This is a genomic window from Mycobacterium sp. NPDC003449 (assembly GCF_053588415.1).
On record NZ_JBSFPX010000159.1, the window covers coordinates 1 to 18,211 of the forward strand.

The 18,211-nt window shown below is 60.6% G+C and carries 15 protein-coding genes and 1 pseudogene; 11 read left to right on the top strand and 5 right to left on the bottom strand.

What is annotated here, in order from left to right; all coding sequences use genetic code 11:
• The 6 genes from ACWDTP_RS29340 to ACWDTP_RS29365 form a co-directional block, all read left to right on the top strand.
• A partial coding sequence (locus ACWDTP_RS29340; RefSeq protein ID WP_450026412.1) for an AMP-binding protein occupies positions 1-1,607 on the top strand: 1,607 nt, incomplete at its 5' end.
• Between the two features lie 43 nt (positions 1,608-1,650).
• On the top strand, positions 1,651-2,526 hold the full coding sequence (locus tag ACWDTP_RS29345) for an SDR family NAD(P)-dependent oxidoreductase (RefSeq protein ID WP_450026414.1): 876 nt from the start codon (positions 1,651-1,653) through the stop codon (positions 2,524-2,526).
• A gap of 53 nt (positions 2,527-2,579) precedes the next feature.
• Positions 2,580-3,032: a MaoC family dehydratase N-terminal domain-containing protein gene (locus ACWDTP_RS29350; RefSeq protein WP_450026416.1), complete on the top strand. Its 453-nt coding sequence runs from the start codon at positions 2,580-2,582 to the stop codon at positions 3,030-3,032.
• The gene (locus ACWDTP_RS29355; RefSeq protein ID WP_450026418.1) at positions 3,029-3,460 is read left to right on the top strand and encodes a MaoC/PaaZ C-terminal domain-containing protein; all 432 of its coding nucleotides are present in this window, start codon (positions 3,029-3,031) and stop codon (positions 3,458-3,460) included. Before ACWDTP_RS29350 ends, ACWDTP_RS29355 begins: the two co-directional genes overlap by 4 nt.
• A gap of 16 nt (positions 3,461-3,476) precedes the next feature.
• Positions 3,477-3,920, top strand: a complete 444-nt coding sequence (locus ACWDTP_RS29360; protein WP_450026420.1) for a Zn-ribbon domain-containing OB-fold protein — start codon at positions 3,477-3,479, stop codon at positions 3,918-3,920.
• Entirely contained in the window at positions 3,917-5,122 is a 1,206-nt protein-coding gene (locus tag ACWDTP_RS29365; protein WP_450026422.1) for a thiolase family protein, read from the top strand. The genes ACWDTP_RS29360 and ACWDTP_RS29365 overlap by 4 nt, the downstream gene beginning before the upstream one ends.
• 113 nt (positions 5,123-5,235) lie before the next feature.
• Here the strand turns inward: ACWDTP_RS29365 and ACWDTP_RS29370 are convergent, their stop codons facing one another.
• Complete coding sequence (locus tag ACWDTP_RS29370) at positions 5,236-6,009, bottom strand: TetR/AcrR family transcriptional regulator (protein WP_450026424.1); 774 nt, start codon at positions 6,007-6,009, stop codon at positions 5,236-5,238.
• Positions 6,010-6,348: 339 nt separating this feature from the next.
• On the opposite strand from ACWDTP_RS29370, the gene ACWDTP_RS29375 reads away from it, so the two are divergent.
• On the top strand, positions 6,349-7,491 hold the full coding sequence (locus ACWDTP_RS29375; protein WP_450026426.1) for an acyl-CoA dehydrogenase family protein: 1,143 nt from the start codon (positions 6,349-6,351) through the stop codon (positions 7,489-7,491).
• 135 nt (positions 7,492-7,626) lie between these two features.
• Here ACWDTP_RS29375 and ACWDTP_RS29380 read toward each other — a convergent pair whose 3' ends face one another.
• The 3 genes from ACWDTP_RS29380 to ACWDTP_RS29390 all read right to left on the bottom strand — a co-directional run bounded on the left by ACWDTP_RS29380 (position 7,627) and on the right by ACWDTP_RS29390 (position 10,807).
• Positions 7,627-8,520 (bottom strand): enoyl-CoA hydratase-related protein, encoded by an 894-nt coding sequence (locus tag ACWDTP_RS29380; RefSeq protein ID WP_450026428.1) that lies wholly within the window; start codon positions 8,518-8,520, stop codon positions 7,627-7,629.
• 171 nt (positions 8,521-8,691) lie between these two features.
• A complete protein-coding gene (locus ACWDTP_RS29385) occupies positions 8,692-9,930 on the bottom strand; it encodes a CaiB/BaiF CoA transferase family protein (RefSeq protein ID WP_450026430.1) in 1,239 nt (412 codons plus the stop codon).
• Positions 9,914-10,807: an enoyl-CoA hydratase/isomerase family protein gene (locus ACWDTP_RS29390; protein ID WP_450026432.1), complete on the bottom strand. Its 894-nt coding sequence runs from the start codon at positions 10,805-10,807 to the stop codon at positions 9,914-9,916. The genes ACWDTP_RS29385 and ACWDTP_RS29390 overlap by 17 nt, the downstream gene beginning before the upstream one ends.
• A 283-nt stretch (positions 10,808-11,090) precedes the next feature.
• Here ACWDTP_RS29390 and ACWDTP_RS29395 point away from each other — a divergent pair, with 283 nt between their 5' ends.
• The gene (locus tag ACWDTP_RS29395; protein ID WP_450026434.1) at positions 11,091-12,614 is read left to right on the top strand and encodes a class I adenylate-forming enzyme family protein; all 1,524 of its coding nucleotides are present in this window, start codon (positions 11,091-11,093) and stop codon (positions 12,612-12,614) included.
• 127 nt (positions 12,615-12,741) lie between these two features.
• Here the strand turns inward: ACWDTP_RS29395 and ACWDTP_RS29400 are convergent, their stop codons facing one another.
• On the bottom strand, positions 12,742-13,929 hold the full coding sequence (locus ACWDTP_RS29400; protein ID WP_450026436.1) for a CaiB/BaiF CoA transferase family protein: 1,188 nt from the start codon (positions 13,927-13,929) through the stop codon (positions 12,742-12,744).
• A gap of 206 nt (positions 13,930-14,135) precedes the next feature.
• Here ACWDTP_RS29400 and ACWDTP_RS29405 point away from each other — a divergent pair, with 206 nt between their 5' ends.
• From ACWDTP_RS29405 to ACWDTP_RS29415, 3 genes and pseudogenes are all read left to right on the top strand, one after another.
• Positions 14,136-15,791 carry a flavin-containing monooxygenase gene (locus ACWDTP_RS29405; RefSeq protein WP_450026438.1) on the top strand — a complete coding sequence of 552 codons (1,656 nt, stop codon included), beginning with the start codon at positions 14,136-14,138 and terminating at the stop codon, positions 15,789-15,791.
• A 300-nt stretch (positions 15,792-16,091) separates the two neighbouring features.
• Positions 16,092-16,958 carry a mycofactocin-coupled SDR family oxidoreductase gene (locus ACWDTP_RS29410; protein ID WP_450026440.1) on the top strand — a complete coding sequence of 289 codons (867 nt, stop codon included), beginning with the start codon at positions 16,092-16,094 and terminating at the stop codon, positions 16,956-16,958.
• Positions 16,959-17,172: 214 nt separating this feature from the next.
• Positions 17,173-17,650, top strand: a pseudogene (locus ACWDTP_RS29415) (helix-turn-helix domain-containing protein); the annotation flags it as partial.
• Positions 17,651-18,211 lie beyond the last annotated feature (561 nt).

An 18,211-nucleotide genomic window follows, 5' to 3' on the forward strand; every position in this document is an offset into this window, starting at 1 on the left:
TGTTCTGTAACCGAATAATCACTACCGATAACAAGACCCATGACAACGGATCGGAGCGCAAGTTGATGATCAGCTTCGGCGAGCACTACCCCGGACATCACGCGGCTGTGCGACCGGACGCTGTGGCGTTGATTGACGGCACGACGGGCAGATCCGTCAGCTACAGCGAACTCGACCTCGACGCGTGGAGAATCGCCAGGTACTTCAGGGCACTGGGGTTGGAGTGCGGCGACACAGTAGCGCTATGTGTGGAGAACTGCGTCGAGTACGTCGAGCTGCTCTGGGGAGCTCACTACGCAGGGCTGGTCTACGCACCTATCAACACCACGTTGAAGGAAAGCGAAATCGAATACGTCGTTCGCAACTCCGGGGCAAGTGTTCTCGTGCTTTCGACGACGTTGGCGCCGGAGATCCGCGTGAAGCTGGCGTCCGCGCAGGGCGGCGTCCGCATCGTTGAAGTGGACCTCACAGATGGACTGCCAGCCGAGATCTCCGATCAGCCCTCCGCGCTGGTGCCGACAGTGGAGGGCTCGGTGCTGTTCTATTCCTCCGGGACGACGGGCAAGCCAAAGGGCATCAAGCCAACGGTATCCGAGGGTGCTCTCGGTACCAACCCGTCGCCGGTGGTCGCTCTGCTCGGCTATCTCCTCGGGTTCACCCCGTCCAGCGTCTACCTCTCGCCGGCACCGCTGTACCACGCCGCCCCATTGAACTATGTCCTCGCGGTCGGCCAGATCGGGGCGACGGTCGTCGTCATGCGAAAGTTCGACGCCGAAGGCATTCTGGAGCAGATACGACGCTACCGGGTCACGCACACGCAGATGGTGCCGACGATGTTCACACGCCTACTGGCGTTGCCTGTATCAAGTCGGAAGGCGGCCGACGTGACTTCACTCGAATGTGTGATCCAGGCTGCGGCGCCATGCCGAGAGTCGGTGAAACGAGCGATGTTCGATTGGTTCGGTCCGATCATTCACGAGTACTACTCAGGTACCGAAGGCTTGGGTGTTGTCTACTGCAGCCCTGAGGATTGGTTGAGTCATCCCGGCACCGTCGGGCGTTCGCTACTCGGCCCTTTGCGGATCCTCGACGACGATGGCAACGAGCAACCCACCGGTTCCGAGGGCAACATATTTTTCGAAAGTCCCCGACGTTTCGAGTATATCGGCAACCCGGACGGCGTCGGCTCAGCCTACAACGACCGCGGCTGGGGCACTTTCGGCGATGTCGGCCGCCTAGACAAAGACGGATTCCTCTATATCGTGGACCGCCGGACAGACTTAATCATCACGGGCGGCGTCAACGTCTACCCACGCGAGGTAGAGGATGTCCTGGCCACGCATGTCGCCGTGGCCGATGTTGCTGTCATCGGACAGCCTGACGATGATCTCGGGCAACGCGTGACAGCAATTGTCCAGCTCGTCGAACCGACGGTCGGCGGTCCGGACTTGGTCGCCGAACTCACTGAGCACTGCCGCTCGTCGCTGTCCAACGTCAAGTGCCCGCGCGAGATCCGGTTCGTCAAGAGCCTGCCGAGAACCGAGACCGGGAAACTGCTGCGGCGCCAACTCCGCGAGTCCGACCACAGTTCGGGCGGCCCCACCTGACGTCTACTTTCATCCCACTTCATGACTGATCGGAGTTAGGACCATGAGCAAGTTGCATTTTCACGACCGGGTGGTAGTCATCACTGGCGCAGGCAACGGCTTGGGTCGTGCTTACGCGCACCTGCTAGCTGCACGCGGCGCTCGTGTGGTTGTCAACGACATCGGCGTCGCAGCCGATGAAAACCTGGGTGCCGCTTCGGCGGCCGAAGTAGTGGCGGCAGAGATCACGCGGTCCGGTGGCACGGCGGTCGCCGATCACAGTGATATCTCCACTCCCAACGGCGGCAGGGCGGTCGTTCAGAAAGCGTTGGACACGTTCGGCAGCTTAGACGTCCTCATCAACAACGCCGGTATTCTCCGCGACGGCACGCTTCATAAGATGACTCAGGACAGCTTCGATTCGGTAGTCTCGGTGCACTTGCGCGGCGCTTTCTGCGTGTCTCAACCGGCGTTCGCTCACATGAGGGAAAACGGGCACGGCCGGATCGTCAACACCACGTCCGCAGCGGGGCTCTACGGCAATTTCGGTCAGGTCAACTACTCCTCCGCCAAGATGGGCTTGGTCGGCATGACAAGGTCGATCGCGGCCGAGGGGTCGAAGCACGACATCAAGGCCAATGTAATCGCGCCCGTTTCCATCAGTCGTCTGACAGAGGGATTGATGAGTGAGGCGATGAGTCGGCTCAGCCCGGAACAAGTTGCACCTGTGGTGGCCTACCTGGCGCACGAGTCGTGCAGGCTGTCGGGCAGGGTGTTGAGCGCGTATGGCGGACAGGTGAAGTCCGTCTTCATCGCCGAGACAAGGGGCTTCAGTGCGGAGGATCTGACCGTCGAAGACGTTGCGGCGAACCTCGACCGAATCTTGGACCAAACAGGATTCACCGTGCCCGACAGCGCCAAGGCGGCCTTCGAGTTGTGATTGCCGTTGCAACCAAATCACGCTCCGTTTCAACGAGAGGAATTGCACTGACGATGATCGACCCAGCGATCACAGGAACGACACTGCCGGCCACCACACTAGATGTCGAACGCGGACCAATTCGGTTGTTTGCCAAAGCGATCGGCGAGGACAACCCAATATACTTCGACGCCGCTGCGGCAAGGAAAGCTGGCTATCCCGATATTGTCGTGCCGCCCACGTTTTTGACCAGCCATGCCAGTGGAGGGGACGACCTGATGCGGGCGCTTGTCGGTGCCGGAGCTGACCTGAGGCGTCTGCTGCATGGTGAACAAAAATTCCGTTACCACCGGATGACGTTCGCCGGACAGACACTGCAACTGAGCCCGCGGATTGGCGAGGTCTATCAGAAGAAGTCCGGCGCCCTGGAATTTGTCGTCGTCCGAACCACGGTCACCGACGACGACGGAGCTGTCGCCGATCTGCAGTCACTGCTGGTCTTCACCAATCCACAGGAGGGCAAATGACCGTCGATCTCGAGTTCGAAACCGGAACGATGTTGCCGGAGTTGCGATTAGGCGCGATCAGCAGGACAACTCTGGCGCTATTTGCGGGCGGCTCGGGCGACCACAATCCCATTCACATCGACGTTGACTATGCGCGTAGCGCCGGCATGGGTGACGTCTTCGCGCACGGCATGCTATCGATGGCGTACCTGGGACGACTCGTAACTCAATGGGTTCCGCAAGATCAAATCCGTTCGCTGAGAGCACGTTTCGTTTCCATCACACCGGTTGGTGCAACGCCGGTCTGCACAGGCATCGTCACCAAAGTCGCAGACGCGAACGGTGAGCGAGTCGCCACCGTCGGTTTAGAGGTCCGGCTGGCTGACGGCACAGTGACCTTGAAGGGTGAGGCCGATGTATCCACCGGCGAGCCCGTGGTCGGCTCGTGATCCGCGCTAGGCGACTATGATTTCGTCGAGCGTCGCGGGCGAATCGGCGGCACCGCGGATCCCGCTCGTCGACTATCTGGTGGTCGACGAGACCGATTCGTACCTTGTTGCGCGCGAATGTGATGGGTGCGGCGCTCGGTATTTCGATCGCAGGAATGCCTGCGCTCGATGCTTCCAGCGCCGGTTCCATCGTGTGCCATTGCCCCGGTCGGGGTCGGTGCGCACTTTCACCATCGTGCACGCGGCCGCCCCAGGAATAACTGTGCCCTTTGTAGCTGCCGTGATCGACTGTGGTGGTACTAGCGTGCGAGCCAATGTCGTAAATGTTCCGCCCGACGCGGAACACGTCCGTGTACATATGCCGGTACGACTCGTCACTATGTCTTTGGGGTTGGATGATGCGGGCCGCGAGGCTGTGGGTTTCGGCTTCGAACCTGACACGATAGGGAGTTCCGAATGAGCAACGACGACATCTGGATACTCGGAGTGTCGATGACGATGTTCGGGAAGCACAAGCAGCTCGACCTGATGGATTTGGCCTCCGAGGCGGCAATGAGCGCCCTCGGCGATGCGAGTATCGAGGTGTCCGACATCGGAATCCTCGCCTGCGGCAATCTTGTCTACGCACAGCAGGGGCTAGGCCAGCAATTGCAGAAGCAGATCGGTCAGACCGGCATCCCGGTGTATAACGTGGCCAATGCTTGCGCGACCGGGGCCACTGCCTTGCGGACGGTCATCATGGCAGTCAAGGCTGGCGAGGCGGATCTTGGACTCGCCGTAGGCGTCGAGAAGCTCGCAGGTGCCGGCTTGCTGGCCGGCTCAACGTCTGCCGGTGTCGCGAGGGAGTGGATTCCGCAGGGCCGGTACGGCGCGGTGGCACCGCTCGACGGCCTAGTCGGCACCGAGACGATGCCCGGCGTGTTCGCGCAGATCGGTCTCGATTACGAAACCCGTTGCGGAGTTACGAGTCGAGAGTTGTTTGCGCGTATATCGGAGAAAAACCACGCACACTCGACGCTGAATCCGCTAGCCGCGTACCGGCGTCGACTCAGTCTTGAGGAGATTCTGAACGACGCGATGATCGCCTATCCGAATACCCGGCCGATGTGCTCGGCGAACGCAGACGGCGCAGCTGCCGCAGTGGTCGTCAGCGGTAGGCGTCTGTCGACGCTGGATCCGGAACAGCGTCGGAGGGCGGTCAAGGTCTCGGCATCGGTATTGACTAGTGATCCTTACGAGGAAGCGTGCCAGGTGCTGCCCGATGTCAACACGCTGACGCGCAACGCAGCTCGTATCGCCTATGAGCAGGCCGGCGTCGCACCGCACGACCTGGATCTCGTCGAATTACACGACTGTTTTGCCACTGCGGAATTGGTGCACTACGACAATCTCATGTTGTGCGAGCGCGGCGGTGCGGTGGACTTCTTCGAATCCGGAGCGCCGTGGCGAGACGGTCGCCTCCCAGTCAACGTCTCGGGTGGTCTGCAGTCCAAGGGACATCCGATCGGGGCGACTGGTATCGCGAATGTCTTCGAGATCGCCCAGCACTTGCGCGGCGAGGCGGGTGATCGCCAGATTGAGGGTGCATCGGTAGGATTGGCGCACGTCATTGGTCTGGGCTCGGCCTGTGGTATCCACATCCTGGAGAAATCCGCTAGATAGGAGTCTCGTTCGGCCGACGGTCATCAATCACTTTGCTCGTGACTAACACGCGGCAGTAAGCCACTGGGTGGCAATGAGATCGTCAAGAACGAGAGCGCTCCGAAGGCGCACAGCTAGACAGCTCGGCGTGAGCTCCGCCCCTTTGCTACCTTCTTGGCTTTCGCTGTGGTGCCCGCGCGGCCGGCGACAACCGCCGCCTGGGACTTTGCCGGTGACCGCTTGCGTGACAACGGCTTAGCTAGTTCGGCGTCAGGCGCATCGACCGGGATCGAGGTGGCACGCTCGGCCGCGATAGAGACAATGGTATCTATGATGTGGCCACATACCTTGTCGAAGACCTCATCGGACGAAAGCGCTCGATTTGCATATGCCGCACGCACGTTGGGGGGCACCGATTCGTGCTCGATCAGGGCCATGTCAGCGGTTGCCGAACCCGTCTGCAAGGCGTTTGCCACGGCGTAGAGTTCTAGGGCCTCCATCATGGGCACTATCGCGCCGATAGGCACGCCCTCCTTCTGCAGCAGGTCGACCGTTTTCGCGACCTGATCACGGTTTATCTGTAGGGCGCCCATTCGCAGCATGACAGGCACGCTATCGGGGTGCTCGATGAGAGCTTTGCGTAACGCACGGCAGTTACGCAGTATCCACACGCGCCACGGTTGGTCCCCGGTCGCCGGTGTGTGAACGTCCGCGAGGGCGAGTCGTGCTGCACCTACGACGATTTCTTCTTTGTTCCGAAAGTGGTAGTAGAGCGACGCCCCATTTACGTCAAGTTCGACAGCAAGACGGCGAATGCTGAGCGCAGCTATCCCCTCTGTGTCGATAATTTTCAACGCCGTCTCCAGCGCCTTGCGCTTCGAAATCAGCGGAACTTTCGGTCGCGCCATGCGTACATCCCTCCGTCTTGTCGGCATAGAACCTACACCATGCTATTAAACGACGTTCGGTTACGCACTCAGAGCGTTCGTTGAGTTACAGACTGAGCGTGGACCGGAACTTTGGGCCCGGTGCGTGTAGTCACTGATGGACCGTGCGACCGTCTGTGATCTCCGTCGCTGTCCCGGTTTCAGTCAGCATTCGAGAAGAAAAACCAACGCCGATTGGTTATCGTAGTAACGTGCCGCTTCGCGGACCGGTATCTAAGAAATCCGCCTGTTCCGATTCGGCGAAGCGCCGCCGCCAGGCGTGACTTCTCGCGCAACAAACTGTTCTTAGGAGACGTATCGATGAGGTTCACCGAGACTCAGATTGACTTCGCTCATTTGATTGCGACGTTTTGCAAGCAGCGTGTCGGCGATTCGCAGCGGCTGCGAAGTCTGACTAACGGCGGCGTCGACAAGCACAATGACGAGATCTATGCGGAGTTGGCCAGTATGGGCTGGCTAGGGGTGGGTATCGACGAAGCGTTCGGTGGCTCCGGCGGCGGATTGGTCGACCGGTGCATCTTCTTCGAGCAGACATCGAAGGGCGCGTTGCCCGTCTCGGGCTTTGGCACCAGCGCGATCGTCGCTGGCCCAGTCGCCAGGTTCGGCACCGATGAGCAAAAGAAGCGAATCTTGGCCGGTATTTGTCAGGGCCAGGTGTGCGCCATTGCGATGACCGAACCCGATGCCGGATCCGATCTGACGGGCATCCGCACTCAGGCGAAGAAGGTAGATGGTGGATACCTGGTGAACGGGCACAAAACCTTCATCTCAAACGCACACTTCGCGGCGTACATCTTGGTCATCGCGCGTACCGGGGATCCTGCGGGGTCGCATGACGGATTCACTATGTTGCTTGTCCCGACCGACGCGGAAGGCGTTCAGGTCAAACCTCTACCGACGCTGCTGGGTAACGATACGAACGACGTCTACTTTGCCGACTGCTTCGTGTCCGACGAAGCAGTGGTGGGCGAGCCGGGGCGAGCTTGGAAACAGCTAATGTCCGGCCTGAACGGCGAGCGCCTGCATCTGGCAGCGGTCATGCTCGGGCTGGCGAAACGGAGCTTCGACTACACCCTGAACTACATTCGCGGGCGAAATCAATTTGGACGCCCCATATCTGGGAATCAAGTTATCCAGCACCGGATCGCCGATCTGGCCACGGAGATAAGGTGCGCCGAGCTGTTAACGTACGAGGTTGCACAGGCAATCGACTCTGATCCGTCGTCCATCGCGACGGCTGCTCGCGATTCTTCCATGGCGAAGTTAAAGGTCACGGAGGTCGTCAAGCAGGTGACCTTGGGCGGCATGCAAATGATGGGCGGCTACGGCTACGCCACCGAATACGAAATGGAGGGCATGGTGCGCGAAAGCCTTGCGTCTTCGGTATACGGCGGGACGAACGAGATGCAACGAGACATCATCGCCAAAACGTACCGGCTCTAACAACCGCGGGAATAGTCGTTCTGCGTCGCCGAGTGCGTTATATCGGAAGCGCTGCGGCAGAACTCTTCTCGGCCTGCGGCGGACGACCTGTTGCGGTCGTACCGATGCTAACTCGACCGTGTGACAGGGCGGGAATCAAGCGCCGTCCGTGAGTGCGTCTCTCATCGACTGCCACACCCGTCGGCGCGGCACCATCCCGCCATGTTGGGCGTCACGCGCCGAGACGGCCTCGCGCGCTCGTCCCGCGGAGCGTACCTGTTCCTTGAACTGAGCGTTTGCCGGCAGATAGTGATGTAGCACAACACCGTGAGTGGCGGCAGCATTGACGCCCTGATAGCCCATGGCGTCGGCCACCTCGTTGACGGCATGCTTAGCGATCTGACACGAGCCTTCCGGCATCGCGGCGATCCGCGCCGCGGTCCATTCGACGTACGCCTGCAGTTCGGCGGCGGGCAGGGCTTTGTTCACCATGCCGAGCGCGGCCGCCTCCGTTCCGTCGATCAGGTCGCCGGTCATGAACAGTTCTTTGGTCGCGCCGGTGCCGATGGTGAGCGGCCAGTTGACGAAGCCGGCCATCATCGCGAGCGTACGGGCCTGTGGCTGACCGATAATCGCGTCGTCGGCGACGTAGACCAGGTCGCACTGCAAAGCGACCATGCAGCCACCCGCCACGCAGTAGCCGTGCACTTGCGCGATAGTGGGCTTGCTGAGTCGCCACAATCGCTCGTATCGGCGTGCGGTGGCGTCCGTCCATGTCAGGTCGTCCCACTGGCTTCGGCGTTTGGGGGCCGAGCCGCCAACGCCGACGACGTGATCGCGCAAGTCGTAGCCCGAGCAGAATGACCGCCCATTCCCCTTTACCACCACCACGCGAGATGCGCCGTCAGCCTCGACGATGTCGAGGCACTGCTGGAACTCGGCTTCCATACGCGGGCCGATGGCGTTATGGCGATCGGGCCGATCGAGGACGATTCGAGCTATCGCGCCGCTCAGCTCGACATAGCAATCATCAAACTGTATGTGCTTCATTCGATTTCGATCACCCTATCTGAACTCAAGGAGCGAAGTTGGTCGAGAGTATTAGCTAGTCTGATACGCCGTCGGGGCTACCGAGGGCAAACCGCCACCAAGGGCAGGGCGCTCGACCGTGCCCTTTCGCGGATAGCGGTGCTGTGGAGCGAAAGCGGCGGACCACGAATGTTACGCACTTCCGACGACACCATCGGTCGTCACCGGTTTCGTGGGGTTTCCGGCAGGCTGCAGGACTCCTTTTGCAATGAGGCTGGCGACATCCAGCGGCCCCAACTCCAACCAATCGAAGAGCACTTCCAGGTTATGTTGTCCGCGTGTCGGTGCCGCACCGGCTACGTCAGAGCGCGCAGCCGAGAAGCGGTAGGGCATTCGGATGACGCTTCGCGTTCCACCGATGTGGTCGTCTACATCGGTTGTGCATCCGCGCGCCTTCAGAGAGGGTGATTCGAACACGGTCGACGCTGACCTCAGTTCTCCCCATGGGACTCCGGCGCGGTCCATCTCGCGCTTTAGAGCATGCCGGTCGGAGAAGGATGCGATCCATCCGGCTATTCGCTGCTTTCGCGCCGCGATCTTACTCGCCAAATCGGCGTCCTTTGGAGTTGGATCGACGAGGCCGGCGTACTGAGATAACCGGTGCCACATGGCCTTTGCATCCAGCGATGCCAAGATTGGCCCGCCGTGTGCGGCCCAGACCAGACCGCGTGACTCGGTGATCTCAGTTCTGCCGTCAATGGCGTCGGAGATGTGATCGTCGGTGGCCGCCATCGCCTCGAGCATGCTCATGTCGATGTGTTGTCCGGTCCCGGTGCACTCGCGATGTCGAAGAGCCGCCAATATTGCCACCGCGCCGTGCAATGCGGCCACCTGGTCGGCGAGTGCGAACGGAATATCGCTCGGCTGACGGCCATCCGCTTGCGCAAAACGGGCAAGTAGCCCGGATTCGGCGTGAATGACCGGGGCATAGGCAGGACGGTGCGCGTCCGGACCGCTGCGACCGAAACCGGAGATAGAGATGACTATCAGAGCTGGGTTCATCGCGACCATGTCGGCGTAACCCAGACCGGCGCGATCTAGCACGCCTGGACGGAAATTCTCGATGACCACGTCGGCTCTACCCGCCAAATCGAGGAGGAGCTCCGCTGCGCCGGGAGACGCGCGGTTGATGCCCACGCCCCGCTTCCCAGCGTTCATGTGGGTGAACAAGCCGGTGATACCACCAGTTCTGGGTCCGAATCGATTGGTGGTGTCACCGTTGGACCATTCGACCTTCACGACGTCTGCGCCGAGATCTGCAAAGATCCGGCCAATGAACGGCCCCGAGATCGCCTGACTGAGATCGAGGACGCGAAGGCCGTCAAGGGGCGTACCGAGGCCGGCATCCGCTTGCCTACTGCGCGTTGGCATTCTTGCCCTCGGTTCCTCTCTGTTCGTTCCAGAGCCCGCGTCGCGGCCGCAGTGTTGCGATGTCGTCATCCAGTTGGCCGAGAGCCAGTTCGGGTTGAGGCAGTTCGCGTAGCCGATCGGTGGCGGCGCGACACGCTGGCAGAGACCGTTGAAGTACCGAGGCATGCGCTGCCGCCGAGAGCATTTGCCTGTAGCCCATGGCGTCGGCTGCCTCGTTGGCGGCGAGCTTGGTGACTGGGGCCATCCCTCTGGGCGCAGCAGCGACTCGGGTCGCAACCCACTCGACGTATGCCTCGAGCTCTGTTGGATCGAGCGCTCGGTTCACCATGCCCATCTCGGCTGCCTCAGCGCCGTCGACGACATCGCCGGTGAACAGTAGCTCTTTGGTATTTCGTAACCCGATGGTCAGCGGCCAGTTCGCGAATTCGGGTGTCATGCCGGTTGTATGCACCTGTGGCTGTCCGAGGATCGCGTCGGTTGCACAGTAGACCAGGTCGCACTGCATGGCCAGTGCGCAACCCTCGCCGATACAGAAGCCGTGTACTTGGGCGATCGTCGGCTTGGATAGCTGCCACAAGCGCGTGAAATCCCGGGCAGTAGCCGACGCGCGAGTGTGGTCCTGCCATTGACGCGGCTGACGACCGTCGTCGTCTGGCTTCGGGACGGCCTCCTTGATGTCGCGTCCGATGCTGAACGAGGTTCCGTTGCCCTTAACGATGACCACAGCACTGTCGTCTTGGTCGATGAGATCGAGGGCCCTCTGAAGATCATCGAATAGGGCGGAGTCAACCGCGTTGCGACGGCACGGTCGGTTCAGCACAAGGCGCGCAACTCCACCGTCTGACTCAACGTAGCAGGTCGCGAATGTTGTTGTCACATGCTCTTCCTGTCCGGCTCGGCATTGACCTCATCCGCGCCCATCCAGTCGCGAGAGGTCAGCTGAATGATGAGCAATTACTCACTCACTATCGCCACGCTAGACGCGGAGCTTCCTTGCGTCAACCGAAGCCGTCTCGCCACCGCTGGTCGTGGCGAATCTTGACACGAGGTCGTAAAGCGAGCGAGACTTCACTCGCCATGCCCGCGCGAGCCCATGCGCGCTGCGCTTCCGGGTACTGGCTCTCCATCTAGTCACGTGTAATCGACGAAAGGCATTCGACGTGTTGGTCTCGGACCTACTCGACTACTGGGCCCGTGCGACACCCGACGCGCACCTCGCGCGCGATGACCGGAGAACGATCACTTACCAAGAATTGCGCGCCGACGCTCGGCAGCTGGGTCGAATCCTGGTTGAGCGCGGTGTCATTCCCGGCGATAGGGTCGCGGTGCTAGCCACCAACAGCATCGAACTTCTCCTTGGTTATTTCGGGGCCGCATACGCCGGTGCCGCTTGGGTACCCGTCAACACCCGGCTGGCGGCCGAGGAGCGCCGGTACATCATTCACAACAGCGGGGCGCGGGTCGTGCTCGCGCTGGCTGATGTTCTCGATGACGGCGATCTGCACGACCTCGAACCAATTACATTGGTACTTCGCGGTTCCGGACCCCACAACACGGTTCCTGTCGAGGAGATGGTCCGGGTCTTCCATTCGGACGCTGACCTACCGGTGATCGACGCGGACTTCGACGCGTTTCAGGTGTACACGAGTGGCACGACTGGTCGCCCGAAAGGGGCTGTGATCACCCACGCCGCGGCACTTGCGAACTGGAGTCGCTGGCAGATGATGGGCATTCGCCTCGACCCCGGCGACCAGTTGCACTTGTCCCTACCTGCCAACCTCGCAGCGGGAATGTACGTGTGCATGAACGCCATCTATAACGGCGCTTGTATTCAACTCGAGAAGAAGTTCGATGCGAAGGCTACGCTCACGGCCCTCGAGTGCGGCGCCGCAGCCACATCTCTCGTACCAACAATGATCAGTTCTTGCTTACAGGTCGAAGGCGGCGTCGATCGAAACTATCCGCGACTGAAGTGGATCCTGACGGGGGCGGCCCCGATCTCGGTTCAGCTCCTGCGGCGGGCGATCGAAAGATTCGACTGCGGGTTCTTTCAGGGGTTCGGTCAGACGGAAGCTCCGAACGTCACGATGCTCACGCCGTGGGATCACCAACTTGCGATAACAGGGCGTCCAGAGATCCTGGAGACGGTCGGCAAGGTGCAACCTGGAGTGGAAGTGCGTCTCGAAGATTCTGATGGCGCACCGGTGCAACAGGGGCACGTCGGCGAGATCTGTGTGCGGGCGGATTCGGTGATGCGCGGTTATTGGCAAGATGATTCGTTGACACACGATACGCAGCGAGGCGGCTGGCACCACACAGGTGACGTGGGAGTGTTTGACGGCGACGGATATCTGCGCGTCGTTGATCGCATCAAGGACATGATCATCACGGGCGGCTTTAATGTCTATGCGCGTGAGATCGAACGGGTCATAGAGACGATGGCCGAAGTCGCGCAGGTGGCGGTTATCGGAGTCCCTCACGAGCATTGGGGCGAGGAGGTGAGAGCGATCGTTGAGCTTAACTCGAAGTCGTCGCTTTCGGGCGAGGACATCCTGCAAGTCTGCCGGCGTGGCCTTGCCGGTTACAAGGTGCCGAAGGCAGTTGACTTCGTCGACGACATGCCGCTGAGTGCCAACGGCAAAATCCTGAAGCTGGTCCTTCGGGAAAGATATTCCTCAGTGTGACTTGACTACTCGGCGGCGGTGCAGCCGAGATCGCGCCTTTCATCACACATTCGCCTGCGGGCACACCGCAGACAGAAGGCGTCGGGTCCATCCGATCAGTCAATATAGGGTCAATAGGGGAGCCGCTTCATCCAATCACTCCCAGGCGTTGAAGTTGGCTGATGTCTCGCAGGGCGTATCCAAGCTCTTGCAAGATGACGCGACTGTGCTGCCCAATCTGCGGGCTGACTGCGGTCTCCGCCGGTGTCCGATCGAACCGTGCGAAAGGGGTTGGCGCCCTCACTTGACCGAGAACGGGGTCGTCGAACTGTGTATATACGTCGTTTGCGAGGATCTGCGGATCGTGAAGCAAGGTATCCGGTGTGTTGACCACGGCGAAGGCGGCATCGGTCTGACTTAGCCGTCGGTTCCACTCCGACGTGGAGCCTTTGGCGAATTCATCGGTCAGGATCGACTCCATCGCGATACGGTTGGCGGCCCTGGCGTCTGTGGTCGCGAAGCGTTCGTCGTCTGCGAGGTCACCTCTACCGAGGCCACGGCAGAGTTCGCGCCACTCAAGGTCGGAGTACATCACGGCCAGGACGTGACCGTCAGAGGTCGCATAGATCGGTCTGGCTTGGCGGTCATAGACATTCGACTCGCAAACTGTGGCATCGTCGGCAGTGTATGTGCGGTTCGCCATCATGTCCGGCCACATCCACCACACCACCGAATGCAACATCGACTGTTCGAGAAATTGTCCCTGTCCGGACTTTTCGCGTTCATAGAGCGCAGCAGTGATCGCCTGCGCGAGAAGGGTTGGCGTGATTTTGTCGGCGAGCAACGTCTTCATCAAACGAGGCGATTGTTCATCGCGTTGCACCGCGCATACACCTGCCAGCGCCTGAGCTACCGGATCATAAACCCGCCGAGAGCTTCCTGCCCCCTGCCTTCCCAATCCGTTGACACGCACGTAGATTAGTCGCGAATTCACCTTCGACAACTCGGCATATCCTAGGCCCAGTCGGTCGGCAACTCCGGCCCGGAAGTTTTCCACGAATACGTCGGCCTCACTGACCAGCCGTTGGACGATTTCAACGCCTTTGGGATGCTTCAGATTCACAGCCAAGGACCGCTTCGCGCGATTGGTGTTGAACGCAAGCGGAAAGATGGTGTGCTCCGAACGGCCCATTTGCCAGCGCGAGGGGTCCCCGTCGCGCCCCTCCACCTTCACTACGTCGGCACCCTGTTCGGCGAGGATCATCGTCGCGAACGGTCCCGCCATGATGATGGAGGAGTCAACCACTCGCACGCCCTTGAGCGGACCCGACACCATGCACTCTCCGATCCATGCAGCAACCCGAACGAGTGAATAATCACTCACTTAGTTCGCGAAGTCAAGAGGGCGTGTGGCCGATCCCGCACCGTCGTCGCTACTACTCGTCGAGTGCGCGTACGTGGACGTTTGACGACAAGTAGCGATCACACCTACGATTGGTGAGTAATTATTCACTCATTAACGACATAGGGGCTTGGAAATCTATGTACGATGCCATCGTCGTAGGCGCCGGATTCGCCGGTCTCTATCAACTGCACCGGCTACGGGAGCTGGGGCTGAACGTCGTACTACTGGAGGCCGGCGATGACGTCGGTGGTGTCTGGTACTGGAATCGCTATCCAGGAGCGCGGTTCGATTCGGAGAGTTACACGTATGCGTACTCCTTCTCCGAACGCCTTGTGCAAGAATGGGACTGGACCGAGCTGTTCGCGGGTCAACCTGAGGTGCAACGCTACCTCAGCAGGATGGCAGAGATGTTCGATTTGCGGCCAAGCATTCGCTTCGGCTCGGTTGTAGAGGCGGCCACGTACATCGAAGAAGATCCTAGTTGGTCTGTGCGGCTTGTCACGGGCGAGGTTTTTGCCGGCAGGCTACTTGTCACGGCCGTGGGGTTGCTCTCCATCCCTGTCACCCCCGAGATTAAGGACCTCGAAAAGTTCGGTGGGCGCTGCTGGCACTCATCGCGCTGGCCGAGTGATATCAGCGATCTGACTGGCAAGCGTGTAGCGGTGTTCGGCACCGGTTCCACCGGTGTTCAGATCATCACTGAGCTGGCTCGAGAAGTCGAGCAACTGTATGTCTTCCAGCGCCATCCAAGCTGGTGTGTGCCACTTCAAAACAGGCCCATCACTGCTCCCGAGCGGAGAGATCTCAAGACGCGGTATCGGGAGATCTTCGACCTGTGCCGCCAGACGCCAGCGGGTTTTCTTCACGCACCCGATGGTCGCAAATCCTACGAAGTGTCAGCGGAGGAACGGCGCGCTCTGTGGGAGAAGCTCTACTACGAACCGGGATTCGCGATTCTGTACAGCAACTTCGCGGATGTCCTGATCGACCCTTCCGTCAACAAGGAGCTGTGTGAGTTCATCGCGGGAAAGTACCGCGAACGAATCGACGACCCGGAGGTGGCCGAGAAGCTCATACCGCATGACCACGAATTCGGTAGTCGGCGATTGGTTTTGGAGTCTGGATACCTTGAGGTTTACAACCGGCCGAACGTCCATCTCGTTGATTTGTTGCACACTCCCGTTGAGCGCGTCACGGAAACTGCGATCGTCACCGGTGACGCCACCTACGACGTAGACGCCATCGTATTCGCCACGGGATTCGATGCGATGACCGGGTCGTTCGACAATATCGATATCAAAGGCCGAGGAGGCGTCAAGCTCGCCGACGCCTGGCATGACGGCCCGGTCACCTACCTCGGGTTCCAGACCCCTGACTTTCCTAACTTGATCATGATCGGCGGCCCGCAGGCCGGCTCCGGCGCGTCGAACTTCCCACGCGGGCTCGAGGATGGCGTCGATTGGGCCACTGCGCTGATCGCGCATGCCTTCGAGAAGGGTGCGAACCGGATCGAGGTGACCAGAGAAGCAGCGCGGTGGTGGCAGGAGCACATGGCGGACATGCTCAGGCGCTATCTCGTCGGGCATGCAAAGTCATGGTTCACCGGCTACAACTCCAACTTGGCTGGCCGCGACAAGCCAAGACTGTTGTTGTACATGGGCGGAGCCCCGCTTTACCGGCGGATCCTCGCCCGTGTTGTTGAGATGGGGTATGAGGGCTTCACGATCGCCAACGGGGACAAATCGACGGCCGATGCTGAGCGCTCGTTCACTGTGCCGTTCGCTCCGCGCTGAGGGGTGGTGGTGAAATGTGTCCCTCGCGAGATGCGCAAATCTAGCATCTGCCACAACAGCGCAAGGCACCAAAGCGATCTGACACCGTGCACTCGGCATGCTCCTGATCATTGACAACGGTGTAGTAGTCACTCTAGATTCGACATCGAGATGAGTGAGCGATCGCTCACCACATTTGGTTCCTGAATAGGCTTGCCTTGGCGCGAACTCGACAGCTACAAGCAGAATTCACCTGACTGCGGCGGGCGGGGATCGTCCCTCTCGTCGGGCCAAGGGCGATGAAAACCGAAAGGGTTGGACATGGGACGTCTCGACGACAAAGTGGTGTTGATCACGGGAGCAGGTATGGGCCAGGGAAGGGCCCATGCCGTTCGACTGGCGCAAGAGGGCGCGAAGATCATCGCGCTCGACATAGCACGGCCATTCGAGGACGGCGCACCGGCACAGTTCCCGCCCGCGATGGCTGACGATCTCGAGACCACACGCGAACTGGTAGAGAAGGCGGGGGGAGCCTGTTTGACCGTGGCGGCCGACGTCCGGAACCGCGCGGAGGTGCAGGCCGCGGTCGATGGCGGCCTCGACGAATTCGGTCGCATCGACGTCGTGTGCGCCAACGCCGGAGCGTGGACGATTGCCCGCCATTCCTGGGAGGTCACGAACGAGCAGTTCGACTTCGTCGTCGAGACCAACCTACGCGGTGTTTGGAATACGCTCGTCTGTGCAATACCGGCGATGATCGAGGCCAAACGCGGTGGTTCGATCATCTTGACGAGCAGCGCAGCGGGTATTAGAGGTCAATTTCCGTACGCTCACTACACCGCGTCGAAGCACGGCGTTGTGGGCCTTATGCGCGCCTTCGCCAATGAACTCGGGCCACATCGGATCCGCGTGAATACAGTTCATCCCACGGGGGTCAACACCGAGGGAATGGGGCGCCGGGGCTTCGCACTGGCGGCGCCAATCTTCGCCGCAGACGACAGGGCCATGGCGGGAGCTGTGAACGTTCTGCCCGATTTGGATACCGAGCCCGACACGCCTTGGGCTCCGGTCGGAAGCCTGCAGCCGGTGGAGATTAGCCACGCGGTCCTCTTTTTGGCGTCGGACGAGAGCCGATACATCACCGGCGTCCAACTGCCCGTCGACGCCGGCAATACGAACAAGCCCTGAGGTCGCCTCGCCTCTCCTGTCGACCGCCGAGCTATGGGAGCGCAGAGGCGGAACGTCGAGCATGAACCTGTCATGCAACCAAGTTCATCCGGTCTGCGATCCCAATGCCAATCGGACCAGGTGGTCGGTTTGTATCGGGATCAGCAGCGGTCCGCAAGTGGTGTGGATCCTAGTGTCCTGAGTCAATTCACTCTCTCTTGGTGGGGGATGAGTGATGCTCTCGCCGCGGGCCGCTGAGATCGTGTTGAGCGATGATGAGCGTACCGAGTTGGAGGGGGTGGACTCGCCGACGTACCGGTGCTGCGGGCATGGCGCTGCGCGCGCGGATTGTCTTTGCCGCTGCTGACGGTGGCACCAATGTTGAGGTGACCGAGCGGCCAGCGTTAGACCGCAGCACGATTCGCAGGTGGGGAAACAGATTCGTGGAGTTTCGCTGAAACGGGTTGCTAGATGAGCCGCAGCCGGGCCGTCCGCGAGTGGTGGGCGATGAGCAGATCGAGGCACTGATCGCCGCCACGTTGGAGACCACCCCAGCCGACGCCACACACTGGTCGACCCGGTCGATGGCCGAGCACCTCGGATTGAGTCAGTCAACGGTTCTGCGGGTGTGGCGGGCATTCGGATTAGCTTCGCACAAACAAGATTTGTGGAAGCTGTCTAAGCATCCGCTGTTCGTGGAGAAGGTCCGCGACGGCCCTCCGGGAGTGCTTTCCGGATGCTTCGTAGACTCGAAGTAGTCCGGCCTTGCCAGAGCGGTATAGCCATTACATGAACATCCGGCACTTGATTTCCACGCCGCGCAGCACCGGCTAGATCTTGCCGAAGTTGACCTTGGCTCTGGCGTCCGGTGCGTGCTCCTGGGGAATAACACTTCTACCCGCCAGTCCACCGCCATGTCTATCTGAGCGCGGCGGACCCGCTCGTAGGCACACACGTCGAAACGCGAAATACCGCAGTCGCATCAGCAACGCACATCTTGACCATCGCCGCGGCTTGAACGGATCCCGCCGCGGTGGCGGCCCACCGAAATCTTGCGTAGTGGCGGAAGAGAACTGGCCAACGCCTGACGCGCCGTGCTGCCACTGACACGACCCTTCCCAGCCAGTACCCGGAGTCGAGGACCCATCGACTCCGGCGTTTCGCCGAACAACCCCACGCCTAGTGGTATGTCTGTGAATTAGTGGGGTAGTTTGTAGTATGCCTGTTATGACAGCTGCCGCGTTGCCGGTCAGCGATGCCCAGCGTGCGGAGTT

Excerpts from the sequence above, each read along its gene's own strand:
- ACWDTP_RS29345 (WP_450026414.1), top strand. The coding sequence starts at position 1,651 with ATGAGCAAGTTGCATTTTCACGACCGGGTGGTAGTCATCACTGGCGCA.
- ACWDTP_RS29350 (WP_450026416.1), top strand. The coding sequence starts at position 2,580 with ATGATCGACCCAGCGATCACAGGAACGACACTGCCGGCCACCACACTA.
- ACWDTP_RS29355 (WP_450026418.1), top strand. The coding sequence starts at position 3,029 with ATGACCGTCGATCTCGAGTTCGAAACCGGAACGATGTTGCCGGAGTTG.
- ACWDTP_RS29360 (WP_450026420.1), top strand. The coding sequence starts at position 3,477 with ATGATTTCGTCGAGCGTCGCGGGCGAATCGGCGGCACCGCGGATCCCG.
- ACWDTP_RS29365 (WP_450026422.1), top strand. The coding sequence starts at position 3,917 with ATGAGCAACGACGACATCTGGATACTCGGAGTGTCGATGACGATGTTC.
- ACWDTP_RS29370 (WP_450026424.1), bottom strand. The coding sequence starts at position 6,009 with ATGGCGCGACCGAAAGTTCCGCTGATTTCGAAGCGCAAGGCGCTGGAG.
- ACWDTP_RS29375 (WP_450026426.1), top strand. The coding sequence starts at position 6,349 with ATGAGGTTCACCGAGACTCAGATTGACTTCGCTCATTTGATTGCGACG.
- ACWDTP_RS29380 (WP_450026428.1), bottom strand. The coding sequence starts at position 8,520 with ATGAAGCACATACAGTTTGATGATTGCTATGTCGAGCTGAGCGGCGCG.
- ACWDTP_RS29385 (WP_450026430.1), bottom strand. The coding sequence starts at position 9,930 with ATGCCAACGCGCAGTAGGCAAGCGGATGCCGGCCTCGGTACGCCCCTT.
- ACWDTP_RS29400 (WP_450026436.1), bottom strand. The coding sequence starts at position 13,929 with ATGGTGTCGGGTCCGCTCAAGGGCGTGCGAGTGGTTGACTCCTCCATC.
- ACWDTP_RS29405 (WP_450026438.1), top strand. The coding sequence starts at position 14,136 with ATGTACGATGCCATCGTCGTAGGCGCCGGATTCGCCGGTCTCTATCAA.
- ACWDTP_RS29410 (WP_450026440.1), top strand. The coding sequence starts at position 16,092 with ATGGGACGTCTCGACGACAAAGTGGTGTTGATCACGGGAGCAGGTATG.